Origin of the sequence: Nocardioides imazamoxiresistens (genome assembly GCF_032378595.1) — a bacterium.
Taxonomy (GTDB): domain Bacteria; phylum Actinomycetota; class Actinomycetes; order Propionibacteriales; family Nocardioidaceae; genus Nocardioides; species Nocardioides imazamoxiresistens.
This window is the reverse complement of record NZ_JAVYII010000001.1, coordinates 301462-314028: the sequence shown is the minus strand read 5'-3', so window position 1 is coordinate 314028 and position 12567 is coordinate 301462. Positions and strand designations below refer to the sequence as shown.

General features: G+C 72.9%; 9 protein-coding genes. 8 read left to right on the top strand and 1 reads right to left on the bottom strand.

Translation table 11 applies throughout. The features are described from left to right. Positions 1-68: 68 nt before the first annotated feature. The 3 genes from groL (at position 69) to guaB (ending at position 4345) form a co-directional block, all read left to right on the top strand. The gene (gene groL, locus RDV89_RS01505; protein ID WP_315730737.1) at positions 69-1688 is read left to right on the top strand and encodes a chaperonin GroEL; all 1620 of its coding nucleotides are present in this window, start codon (positions 69-71) and stop codon (positions 1686-1688) included. A gap of 181 nt (positions 1689-1869) precedes the next feature. Further along, a complete protein-coding gene (locus tag RDV89_RS01500; RefSeq protein ID WP_315730735.1) occupies positions 1870-2778 on the top strand; it encodes a GNAT family N-acetyltransferase in 909 nt (302 codons plus the stop codon). Between the two features lie 52 nt (positions 2779-2830). Further along, on the top strand, positions 2831-4345 hold the full coding sequence (guaB, locus tag RDV89_RS01495; protein ID WP_315730733.1) for an IMP dehydrogenase: 1515 nt from the start codon (positions 2831-2833) through the stop codon (positions 4343-4345). A gap of 47 nt (positions 4346-4392) precedes the next feature. Here guaB and RDV89_RS01490 read toward each other — a convergent pair whose 3' ends face one another. Beyond that, positions 4393-5052, bottom strand: coding sequence for a hypothetical protein (locus RDV89_RS01490; protein WP_315730731.1), 660 nt, complete (start codon positions 5050-5052; stop codon positions 4393-4395). A 175-nt stretch (positions 5053-5227) separates the two neighbouring features. Here RDV89_RS01490 and RDV89_RS01485 point away from each other — a divergent pair, with 175 nt between their 5' ends. The 5 genes from RDV89_RS01485 (at position 5228) to RDV89_RS01465 (ending at position 12381) form a co-directional block, all read left to right on the top strand. After that, complete coding sequence (locus tag RDV89_RS01485; RefSeq protein ID WP_315730729.1) at positions 5228-6334, top strand: GuaB3 family IMP dehydrogenase-related protein; 1107 nt, start codon at positions 5228-5230, stop codon at positions 6332-6334. A gap of 10 nt (positions 6335-6344) precedes the next feature. Then, positions 6345-7145: a carbon-nitrogen hydrolase family protein gene (locus RDV89_RS01480; RefSeq protein ID WP_315730727.1), complete on the top strand. Its 801-nt coding sequence runs from the start codon at positions 6345-6347 to the stop codon at positions 7143-7145. 40 nt (positions 7146-7185) lie between these two features. Then, positions 7186-8943, top strand: coding sequence for a glycerol-3-phosphate dehydrogenase/oxidase (locus RDV89_RS01475; protein ID WP_438823250.1), 1758 nt, complete (start codon positions 7186-7188; stop codon positions 8941-8943). Positions 8944-9034: 91 nt separating this feature from the next. Then, positions 9035-10651 carry a succinic semialdehyde dehydrogenase gene (locus tag RDV89_RS01470; RefSeq protein WP_315730723.1) on the top strand — a complete coding sequence of 539 codons (1617 nt, stop codon included), beginning with the start codon at positions 9035-9037 and terminating at the stop codon, positions 10649-10651. Then, a complete protein-coding gene (locus RDV89_RS01465) occupies positions 10648-12381 on the top strand; it encodes a GMC family oxidoreductase N-terminal domain-containing protein (protein WP_315730721.1) in 1734 nt (577 codons plus the stop codon). Before RDV89_RS01470 ends, RDV89_RS01465 begins: the two co-directional genes overlap by 4 nt. Positions 12382-12567 lie beyond the last annotated feature (186 nt).

Here is a 12567-nt window from a genome sequence, read left to right as displayed (position 1 = left end):
CGGGCCCGCCTTGCCGGGCGGGCGCCATTTCGCCAGCACCCACGACACCCCGACAGAGGGAGTAACCCATGCCCAAGATCCTGGAGTTCGACGAGAACGCCCGTCGCTCCCTCGAGCGCGGCGTCGACGCGCTCGCCAACACCGTCAAGGTGACGCTCGGCCCCAAGGGCCGCTACGTCGTCCTCGACAAGAAGTGGGGCGCCCCGACCATCACGAACGACGGCGTGACCGTCGCCCGTGAGGTCGAGCTCGACGACCCGTTCGAGAACCTCGGTGCGCAGCTCACCAAGGAGGTCGCGACCAAGACGAACGACGTCGCCGGTGACGGCACGACGACCGCGACCGTCCTGGCCCAGGCCCTGGTGCACGAGGGCCTGCGCGCCGTCGCCGCCGGCGCCAACCCGCTCGGCCTCAAGCGGGGTCTCGACCTCGCCGCGGCCGCCGTCGGCGACGCGCTGCGCGACGCCGCCCGCGAGGTCGACAGCAAGGAGGACGTGGCGAGCGTCGGCACGATCTCCTCGCGCGACTCGCACATCGGCGAGCTGCTCGCCGACGCGTTCGACAAGGTCGGCAAGGACGGCGTCATCACCGTCGAGGAGGCCAACACCCTCGGCACCGACCTCGAGTTCACCGAGGGCATGCAGTTCGACAAGGGCTTCATCTCGCAGTACTTCGTGACGGACGCCGAGGGCCGCGAGGCCGTGCTCGACGACCCGTACATCCTGCTGCACCAGGGGAAGATCTCGGCCGTCGCCGAGCTGCTCCCGCTGCTCGAGAAGGTCATCGCGGCCGGCAAGTCGCTCTTCATCATCGCCGAGGACCTCGAGGGCGAGGCGCTCTCCACCCTCGTCGTCAACAAGATCCGCGGCACCTTCACCGGCGTGGCCGTCAAGGCGCCCGCGTTCGGCGACCGCCGCAAGGCGATCCTCCAGGACATCGCGGTGCTCACGGGCGCCCAGGTCGTGGCGCCCGAGGTCGGCCTCAAGCTCGACCAGGTCGGGCTCGAGGTGCTGGGCCAGGCCCGCCGCGTCGTGGTGACGAAGGACAACACGACCATCGTCGACGGTGGCGGCGACGCCTCGGCCGTCGAGGGTCGGGTCAACCAGATCAAGGCCGAGATCGAGAGCACGGACTCCGACTGGGACCGCGAGAAGCTTCAGGAGCGCCTCGCGAAGCTCGCCGGTGGCGTCGTGGTGATCAAGGTCGGCGCGGCCACCGAGGTCGAGCTCAAGGAGAAGAAGCACCGCATCGAGGACGCCGTCTCCGCGACGCGCGCCGCGATCGAGGAGGGCATCGTCCCCGGCGGTGGCTCCGCCATCATCCACGCCGCCGCGGCGCTCGAGGGCGACCTCGGGCTGACCGGTGACGAGGCCGTCGGCGTGCGCATCGTGCGCAAGGCCGTCGACGAGCCGCTGCGCTGGATCGCCGAGAACGGTGGCGAGCAGGGCTACGTCGTCGTCTCCAAGGTGCGCGAGCTCGGTGTCGGCAACGGCTACAACGCCGCGACCGGCGAGTACGGCGACCTGGTCGCCCAGGGCGTCCTCGACCCCGTCAAGGTCACCCGCTCGGCTCTGGTCAACGCGGTCTCGATCGCCGGCCTGCTGCTGACGACCGAGACGCTCGTCGTCGACAAGCCCGAGGAGGAGGAGGCTCCCGCGGCCGGCCACGGCCACGGGCACGGTCACTGACCGACTCCCCCCAGCAGGACCCAGCAGGACCCGTACGCCCCCGGTCTCCGCGAGGAGGCCGGGGGCGTGCGGCGTCCAGGGCCGTCCCGGCCCGGTGCTGCGAGCGACGTCACGCGGCGCGTGACACGGGCGAAACACCACCGAGGCGTCCGCGCAACACGGTGCGCGCACCGTTCGAGGCATGCTCTGGCGCGTGCGTACGACCCTGCCCGACCGCCCCGGGACGCTCGCCGTCCTGGCCCGCGAGTGCGGCGCGGCGGGGGTCAACATCCTCGGCTTCCAGATCTTCCCGGGTGTCGACGCCGTCACCGACGAGCTCGTGATCCGCACGCCGGACGACTGGACCGAGCGCGAGATCGTCGCGCTGTTCGCGGCCGCCGACGGCACCGACGTGGTCGGCACGCCGTGCACCGACGCGGCGCTGGTGGACCAGCCGGCCCGCTACGTGCAGGCGGCGCGCGCGATCATCGCCCGGCCGGCGCGGTTCCCCGAGGTCGTCGCGCAGCTCTTCGACGCCGAGCCCGACATCTCGGCCGATCCCGACGCCACCGCCGTCGAGGGGCTCGACGTGATGGAGATGACGGTCGGCGACGTCGAGGTGCAGGTGCGCCGCCGCGCGGCGTTCACGGCGACCGAGCACGCACGCGGGGCCGCGCTCGCCGATCTCGTCTCGGACGTCCTCGAGCGCACGCCCACCCTGCTCGGCACCGCCTCGCGCCGCATGGGCGGCGGCATGCAGCCGACCTACGAGGTGCGGGGGCTCGCGGTCCACGCCGAGGCGGCGGGCGTACGCGTCGGGGTCGCGGAGATCGGCGCGCCCGCGGACCCGGGGGAGCCGGGGCTGCGGCCCGTGCGCCTGGAGGTCGACCCGGCCTGGCAGCGCCGCGGGATCGGTACGCGCCTGCTCACCGACGTCGCCCGCCTGGCGGCCGCGGAGGGTGCCACCGACATCCTGCTGAGCACCCGCGCCGACAACCAGGCGGTGCTCCCGATGGTGCTGGCGGCCGGGCTGCGGGGCCGGATCCGGATGTCGGCGGACGTGCTCACCGTCCGCATCGCGGTGCACGCCCTCCGGACTGCGAGGCGGTGACGCCCGCGGCCTAGGATGGCGGGGCCGCCAGCCCCACCCCCGTAAGGACGACATGAGCGCCACCCCCGGAGTACCCGACAAGTTCGCCGCCCTCGGACTGACCTACGACGACGTGCTCCTGCTGCCGGGCTACTCCGACCTGGCGCCGAGCGACATCGACACGACGTCCCGGCTGACGCGGGAGATCTCGCTGCGCTCCCCGCTGATCTCGGCGGCCATGGACACCGTGACCGAGTCGCGGATGGCGATCGCGATGGCCCGTCAGGGCGGCATCGGCATCCTGCACCGCAACCTCTCGGTGGCCGACCAGGCGTACCAGGTGGACCTGGTCAAGCGCACCCAGACCGGGATCATCTCCAACCCGGTCACGATCGGCCCCGACGCGACGCTGGAGGAGCTCGACCGGATCTGCGGGGAGTACCGGGTCTCCGGGCTCCCGGTCGTCGACGGCGCGAACACCCTGCTGGGCATCATCACCAACCGCGACCTGCGTTTCACGCCCGTCGCGGAGTGGGCGACCACCAAGGTCGACGAGATGATGACGCGGATGCCGCTGATCACCGGCCACGAGTCGATCAGCCGCGAGGAGGCCACCGCGCTGCTGCGCAAGCACAAGCGCGAGCGGCTCCCGCTGGTCGACGCCGACGGCAAGCTCGCCGGCCTGATCACGGTGAAGGACTTCGTGAAGTCCGAGCAGTTCCCCGACGCCTCCTACGACGCGGACGGCCGGCTGCTCGTCGGCGCGGCGATCGGCTACTTCGGTGACGCGTGGGAGCGCGCGACCACGCTGATCGAGGCTGGTGTCGACGTCCTGGTGGCCGACACCGCGCACGGCCACGTGCGGCTGCTGCTGGACATGGTGCAGCGGCTCAAGTCCGACCCGGCCACGAAGCACGTCCAGGTGATCGGCGGCAACGTCGCGACCCGCGAGGGCGCCCAGGCGTTCGTCGACGCCGGCGCGGACGCGGTCAAGGTCGGCTTCGGCCCCGGCTCCATCTGCACGACCCGCGTCGTCACCGGCGCCGGCGTCCCGCAGGTCACCGCGGTCTACGAGGCCTCGCTGGCCTGCCACCCGGCGGGCGTCCCGGTCATCGCCGACGGCGGGCTCCAGCAGTCCGGCGACATCGCCAAGGCGCTCGTCGCCGGCGCGGAGACGGTGATGATCGGCTCGCTGCTCGCGGGCTGCGAGGAGTCGCCGGGCGAGCTGGTGTTCGTCAACGGCAAGCAGTACAAGGCGTACCGGGGGATGGGCTCGCTGGGTGCGATGAGCAGCCGCGGCAAGAAGTCGTACTCCAAGGACCGCTACTTCCAGGCCGAGGTCACCAGCGACGACAAGATCGTCCCGGAGGGCGTCGAGGGCCAGGTCGCCTACCGCGGCCCGCTGGCCGCGGTCGCCCACCAGCTGATCGGCGGCCTGAGCCAGTCGATGTTCTACGTCGGCGCGCGCACGGTGCCCGAGCTGCAGGACAAGGGCCGGTTCATCCGGATCACCTCCGCCTCGCTCAAGGAGAGCCACCCGCACGACATCCAGATGGTGGCGGAGGCCCCGAACTACCAGGGGCGCTGAGCCCCCGGCGGTCCGGGGCGGCCCGGGCCGCCCCGGGTTGCCGTGGATCAGTCGATCGGCCAGCTGACCGGGTCGGCGACCGGCTCGGGGGCGCGCTGGTCGTTCCACACGATGGTGGCCGGCTCGCGCGGGTCGAGGAACAGCAGCTGGCAGGTGCGGTACTCGGCGCCCTCGCCGAACGACATCGCCGTGAAGAGGTCCTGGCAGCGCTCGTCCTCGATCTCGGCCCCACCGAAGCTGATCACGCCGCTGTCGAGGTCGGTGCCCTCCGCGTCGAGCACGTCGAACAGGATCTCGCTCGGCTGCGACTGCGTGACCGCGCCGTTGAGGTAGCGGCCCGAGTAGACGATGTAGTGCGGCACCGCGTCGCCGATGTTCTCCACGCTGTCCGCGTCGTAGCCGAGGCTGTCGACCTCGACCTCGAAGAGGTCCTCGACCTCGATCTCCTGGACGAACTGGCCGCCCTCGCGGTCGGTGGTGACGACGGCGGCCGGCGTGCTCATGCTCTCCTGCAGGCCCGACGCCGCGACGCTCGTGTCGAGGGGCACCTCGACGTCGCTGCCCTCGGCGGCGCCGAACTCGCTGCCGGCCAGCGGCCCGGTGCGGGTCTCTTCCGCCTCGGACTCCGTGTCGCTGCCGCCGCCGCACGCGGCGAGCGCGGCGGCGAGGACGAGGGCGGAGGGGACGGCGAGGATCGAGCGCTTCATGGTGTCCTTCCAGGACGTGCGGGGTGTCGGGGGTCCCCGACGGCGGGCCCAGGTCGGGGCCGGCGCGTGCCTACCCCACCAGGCGTCGGTCCACTCCTGCTCGCCGGGTGGTCCGGGCCACGGGGTACGCACGGGGGTTCAGGCGTCGTCGGTCCCGGCAACTAGGGTGTCCTCCGTGACCGAGATCGAGATCGGCCGCGCCAAGCGCGCCCGCCGGGCCTACTCCTTCGACGACGTCGCGATCGTGCCCTCGCGGCGCACGCGCGACCCGGAGGAGGTCAGCGTCGCCTGGCAGATCGACGCCTACCGCTTCGACATCCCCGTGGTGGCCGCCCCGATGGACTCGGTGATGAGCCCTGACACCGCGATCGCGCTGGGCCGCGCCGGCGGGCTCGGCGTCCTGGACCTCGAGGGCCTCTGGACGCGGTACGACGACCCCTCACCGCTGCTGGCGGAGGTGGCGGGCCTGCAGGGCGTGGCCGCCACGGCCCGACTCCAGGACATCTACACCGAGCCGGTCAAGCCGACCCTGATCGCGGAGCGCCTGCAGCAGATGCGCGACGCCGGGGTCACCGTCGCCGGGTCGCTGTCGCCGCAGCGCACCAAGGAGCACGCGAAGACCGTGGTCGACGCGGGCGTCGACATGTTCGTCATCCGCGGCACGACGGTCAGCGCGGAGCACGTCTCCAGCCAGGCGGAGCCGTTGAACCTCAAGGAGTTCATCTACGAGCTCGACGTCCCGGTCATCGTCGGCGGCTGCGCGACCTACCAGGCCGCGCTGCACCTGATGCGCACCGGCGCGGCCGGTGTGCTCGTCGGGTTCGGCGGCGGGGCGGCCCACACGACCCGGACCGTCCTGGGGCTCGCCGTGCCGATGGCCTCGGCGCTGGCCGACGTCGCCGCGGCGCGCCGCGACTACCTGGACGAGTCGGGCGGCCGCTACGTCCACGTGATCGCCGACGGCTCGATCGGCACGTCCGGCGACCTCGCGAAGGCGATCGCCTGCGGCGCCGACGCCGTGATGGTGGGCTCGCCCTTCGCGCGCGCCGTCGAGGCGCCGGGGCGCGGCTTCCACTGGGGCGCCGAGGCGTGGCACCCGCTGCTGCCGCGCGGCCAGCGTGTCGAGTTCCAGACCGTCGGCTCGCTCGAGGAGGTCCTGTTCGGACCCTCCCGCGTCGCCGACGGCACGATGAACCTCGTGGGCGCCCTGCGCCGGGCGATGGCGACGACGGGCTACACCGAGCTCAAGGAGTTCCAGCGCGTCGAGATCGTCGTCCAGTGACGCGCCGGGCATGAGCCTGCTGCGCGTCGCCGCCGCCCAGGGCCCGGCCGTGCCGGGCGACCTGGCGGCGAACGCCCGCACCGGCGCCGACCTGGTCGCCCGCGCCGGCGGGGCGGGAGCCCGGGTCGTCGTGCTGCCGGAGGCGTACCTCACCGGCTACGACCTCGACGTCTTCGCCGGCGCCCTGCCCGACCTCGCCGACCACCTCGGCCCGGCCCTCGACCCGCTGCGCGAGGCGGCCCGGGCCGCCGGGGCCCACGTCGTGGCGGGCACCGCGCTCGACCGCCGCGGCCGCGCCACGCTCTCCTCGGTGCTCGTGCGCCCCGACGGGGAGGTCTCGGTGCCCTACGACAAGCAGCACCTCGACGGCGCCGAGCGGCCGTACTTCGTGCCCGGCGACCACGGCACCACCGTCGAGGTCGAGGGCGTGGGGCTGGGCCTCAGCATCTGCTACGACGGCTGCTTCCCCGAGCACGCCGCGTCGGCGGCCCGCACGGGTGCCGCCGGCTACCTGGCCTCGGCGGCGTACTTCTCCGGCGGCGAGCACCGCCGCGACCTCTACTACGCGGCGCGGGCGCTGGAGAACGGGATGTACGTGGTGCTCGCCGGTCTGACCGGCCGCACGGGAGGGCGGGCGCTCAGCGGCGGCTCGGCCGTCTACGACCCCGAGGGCCGGGTGCTGGACCGGCTCGGCACCGAGACCGGGGTGGTCGTCGCCGACCTCGACACCGACCTCGTCGCCGCCACCCGTGCACAGCACACGATGGTCGCCGACCACCGCGCCTCCCTCGGTCCGCGCCGGCACGTCTGAGGCGCCGCCGCGTGACCGGGCGCGGGGCATCATGGGAGTCATGAGCGTGACCGCACCCGGAGTCCTCGGTCCCGACGCCCGCGACGCCGCGATCGGCTCGCTGTCCGGCACCGCCGCCGGCGACCTCGACGTGCTGGTGGTCGGCGGGGGAGTGGTGGGCGCCGGTGTCGCGCTCGACGCCGTGACCCGCGGGCTGAGCACCGCCCTCGTCGAGCAGCGCGACCTGGGGTCCGGCACGTCCAGCCGCTCGAGCAAGCTGGTGCACGGCGGCCTGCGCTACCTCGAGATGTTCGACTTCGCGCTGGTGCGCGAGGCCCTGGAGGAGCGCGGGCTGCTCCTCACCCGCCTGGCGCCGCACCTGGTGAAGCCGGTGCCGTTCCTCTACCCGCTGACCAAGACCTACGAGCGGCCCTACGTCGGCGCCGGGCTCGCGCTCTACGACACGATGGCCGCGCTGGGGAAGTACGACATGGGCGTGCCGCGGCACCGCCACCTCTTCCGTCGCCAGGTCCGCCGGATCGCGCCCGACCTGCGCACCGACGAGCTGACCGGGGCGATCCGCTACTACGACGCGCAGGTCGACGATGCCCGGCTCGTGATGACGCTGGCCCGCACGGCCGCCCGCCACGGCGCCCAGGTCGCGACCCGCACGAAGGTGACGGGGTTCCTGCGCGAGGGCGAGCGGGTCGTCGGCGTGCGCGCCCGCGACCTGGAGAACGGTCGGGACCTCGAGATCCGCGCCCGCGTGGTGGTCAACGCCGCGGGTGTCTGGACCGACGAGATCCAGGACATGGTCGGCGGCCGCGGCGCCCTGCACGTGCAGGCGTCGAAGGGCATCCACCTGGTGGTGCCGCGCGACCGGATCCGCTCCGAGGCCGGCTTCATCACGAAGACCGAGAAGTCGGTGCTGTTCGTCATCCCGTGGGGCCGGCACTGGATCATCGGCACGACCGACACCGCGTGGGACCTCGACAAGGCGCACCCGGCCGCGTCGAAGTCGGACATCGACTACGTGCTCGCGCACGTCAACACCCTGCTCAACGAGCCGCTCGACCACTCGGACGTGGAGGGCGTGTACGCGGGACTGCGGCCGCTCCTGACCGGCGAGTCGGAGCCCACCTCGAAGATCTCGCGGGAGCACACCGTCGTCACGCCGGTGCCGGGCCTGGTGATGATCGCGGGCGGCAAGCTGACGACGTACCGCGTCATGGGCCGCGACGCGGTCGACGCCGCGGCGCACTCCCTGCAGACCACCTCGAACGCGACGGTGCGGCCCTCGATCACCGACCGGGTGCCGTTGCTGGGCGCGGAGGGGTACGAGGCACGGTCGAACCAGCGGGTGCTGCTGGCGCGCCGCTCGGGGCTGCACGTGGCCCGCATCGACCACCTGCTGGGTCGCTACGGCAGCCTCGTGGACGACGTCCTCGACCTGGTCGCGCAGCGGCCCGAGCTCGGTCGACCGCTGCCGGGCGCCGACGACCACCTCGCGGCCGAGGTGGTCTACGCCGTGACCCACGAGGGCGCGCGCCACCTCGACGACGTCCTGACCCGGCGCACGCGGATCTCCATCGAGAGCTTCGACCGCGGCACCGAGGCGGCCCGCCCGACCGCGGAGCTGATGGGCGAGGTGCTCGGCTGGAGCGAGGAGCGCACGGCCGACGAGGTCGACCACTACCTGCGCCGCGTCGAGGCCGAGCGGCAGAGCCAGGCGAAGCTCACCGACCAGGAGGCCGACGAGGCGCGCGTGAGCGTTCCCGACTTCTTCGAGGACGCCCGCGGGCACCGCTCGACCACCTGATCCGTGCTTGACAGATCGAAATGTTCTGTCAAGCGCCAGGAATTGTTACCGAGAGGTAGATCGGGAGACACCGCTCACATACTCTCGGTACATGAGCAACTCGATCCCGGCCGACGGACCTCTCGTCACGGGTCCCGGTGACCCCGAGCACGACCCGGGCGCGGCGTACGCGCTCGAGCCGGACCACGTCTCCTCGCTCACGTCGCTGCTCCTCGCCACCAGCGGCGAGACGGTGGTGACCCGCACCCCCCTCACGGGTGCCCCGCTCGCGGTGCTGCCGCAGTCCTCCGACGCCGACGTCGACGAGGCGTTCCGCCGCGCCCGCCGGGCGCAGCAGACGTGGTCGCGCACCTCGCTGGCCCACCGCCAGCAGCTGCTGCTGCGCCTGCACGACCTCGTGCTGGACCGGCAGGAGGAGATTCTCGACCTGATCGTGTGGGAGTCGGGCAAGGCGCGCAAGCACGCCTTCGACGAGCCGCTCCACATCGCGCTGACCGCCCGCTACTACGGCCGCACGCTGAACCGGCACCTCGACCCGCGCCGGGTGCCCGGCGTCTTCCCGGTGCTCACGCGGGCCGAGGTCAACCGCATCCCCAAGGGCGTCGTCGGCGTGATCTCGCCGTGGAACTACCCCTTCACGATGGCCCTGTGCGACGGGCTCGCCGCGATCGCCGCCGGCAACGCGGTGGTCGCCAAGCCGGACTCGCAGACCACGCTGAGCGCCCTGTACGCGGCCCGCCTGCTCGTCGAGGCCGGGTTCCCGGCCGACCTGTGGCAGGTCGTGTCCGGGCCGGGCCCGCGGGTGGGCGGCGCGATCATCGACCGCGCCGACTACGTGTGCTTCACCGGCTCGACCGCGACCGGACGGCGGGTCGCGGCCCAGGCCGCCGAGCGCCTCATCGGGGCCTCCCTCGAGCTCGGCGGCAAGAACCCGCTGCTGGTGCTGCGCGACGCCGACGTCGAGAAGGCCGCCGAGGGAGCGGTGCGCGCCGCGTTCTCCAACGCGGGCCAGCTCTGCGTCTCGATCGAGCGGATGTTCGTCGCCGACCAGGTCTACGACCGCTTCGTGGACCGGTTCGTGGCCCGCACGGAGGCGATGACCCTGGGCGCGACGCTCGACTGGGGCAACGACATGGGCTCGCTGATCAACGAGGACCAGCTGCGCACCGTCGTGGCGCACGTCGACGACGCCGTCGCCAAGGGCGCGCACGTGCTCACCGGCGGGCGGGCCCGCCCCGACCTCGGGCCCTTCTTCTACGAGCCGACCATCCTCGAGGGCGTCACGCCCGAGATGGCCTGCTTCGGCAACGAGACGTTCGGCCCGGTGGTCTCGCTCTACCGCTTCTCCGACGAGTCGGAGGCGGTCGACCGCGCCAACGACGGGGAGTACGGGCTGAACGCGTCGATCTACAGCCGCGACGGCGCCCGGGCCCGTGCGCTGGCGCGTCGGGTGAAGTGCGGCACGGTCAACGTCAACGAGGCCTTCGCGGCGACCTTCGCCTCCCTCGGGGCGCCGATGGGTGGCATGCGGCAGTCCGGGATGGGGCGCCGCCAGGGCGCCGAGGGCATCCTGCGCTACACCGAGACGCAGGCCGTCGCGACCCAGCGGGGCATGCCGCTGGCGCCCGCCTTCGGCCTGTCGGACGAGGCGTACGCCAAGGTGATGACCGCGAGCCTGCGGGTGCTGAAGCGGACCGGTCGCGCATGAGCGGCGAGCGGGAGTTCGACTACGACGTCCTCGTGGTCGGGTCCGGCTTCGGCGGGTCGGTGACCGCGCTGCGGCTGACGGAGAAGGGCTACCGCGTCGGCGTGCTCGAGGCGGGCGCGCGGTTCGAGGACGGCGACTTCCCCTCGACGTCGTTTGACCTCAAGCGCTACCTCTACCTGCCGGAGGCCGGCTGCTACGGCATCCAGCGCATCGACATGATCCGCGACTGCCTGATCCTGGCCGGGGCCGGCGTGGGCGGCGGGTCGCTGGTCTACGCCAACACGCTCTACGAGCCGCTCGACGCCTTCTACCGCGACCCGTCGTGGTCGCACATCACGGACTGGAAGGACGAGCTCGCGCCGTACTACGACCAGGCCAAGCGGATGCTCGGCGTGGTCGAGAACCCGGTGCGCACCCCCAGCGACGACGTGATGCTGAAGATCGCCGAGGAGATGGGTGCGGGCCACACCTTCCACCCGACCCCGGTGGGCGTGCTGTTCGGCGGGCCCGAGCTCGGCGGCGCCGAGAAGGGCGAGGGCGTCCGCGTCGAGGACCCCTACTTCGGCGGGGTCGGCCCCTCGCGCACGACGTGCCGCAACTGCGGCGAGTGCATGACGGGCTGCCGCCACGACGCCAAGAACACGCTGGTGAAGAACTACCTCTACCTGGCCGAGCAGCGCGGCGCCCACGTGCACCCGCTGACGACGGTGACCCGCGTACGCCCGCTGGACGGCGGCGGCTACCGCGTCGACGCCCGGTGGACCAAGGCCAAGCTGTCGCGCCGCAGCGCGACGCGCACCTTCACCGCCGAGCAGGTCGTGTTCTCCGCCGCCGCGCTGGGCACCCAGAAGCTGTTGCACCGGCTCAAGGCCACCGGCGACCTGCCGCGGATCTCGGACCGGCTGGGGATGCTGACCCGCACCAACTCCGAGTCGATCCTCGGCGCGCTCGCGCCCGACCTCGACGTCGACTACACGAAGGGCGTCGCCATCACGTCCTCGTGGCACCCCGACGACGTCACCCACATCGAACCGGTGCGCTACGGCAAGGGCTCCAACGCGATGTCGATGCTGCAGACCGTGCTGACCGACGGCGACGGCCCGGGCCCGCGCTGGCAGACCTGGCTCAAGGAGATGTGGCGCGAGCGCCGCAACGTGCTCGACCTCTACGACATGAAGCACTGGTCCGAGCGCACCGTGATCGCCCTGGTCATGCAGACCCTGGACAACTCGATCACGACGTTCCCGCGCCGCACGCCCTTCGGGTGGCGCCTGTCGTCGAAGCAGGGCCACGGGTCGCCGAACCCGACGTGGATCCCGATCGCGAACGAGGCCGTGCGTCGCATGGCCGCGCTGCTCGGCGGCAAGCCGGGCGGCACGGTGGGGGAGCCGTTCAACCGTCCCCTCACGGCGCACTTCATCGGCGGTTGCACCATCGGTGAGTCCGCCGAGAGCGGTGTGGTGGACGCGTACCAGCGGATGTACGGCCACCCCGGGCTGCACGTCGTCGACGGCTCGGCGATCTCCGCGAACCTGGGCGTCAACCCGTCGCTGACGATCACGGCCCAGGCCGAGCGCGCCATGGCGTTCTGGCCCAACCGCGGGGAGCGGGACCCGCGCCCGCCGCTGGGGGAGGGGTACGAGCGCGTGGACGCGGTCGCGCCCCGACAGCCGGTCGTGCCGCCCTCGGCGCCGGCCGCGCTGAGGCTGCCGATCGTGGGCGTCAGCTGAGGCACTCGACGTCGCCGCGGACCGCGTCGAAGTTTCGTGTGACGCGCGCGTAACCGGCGGTCCCGAGCGTCGTTGACCCCGGTGGGCCCGGCACGCACGCTCCCTCCCAGACCGGGCCCGTCGTCCCGGGCTGCCCGCAGCTCGGGACCACCAGGGCCCGGCCACCCTCCCTCCCCGGCCGGGCCC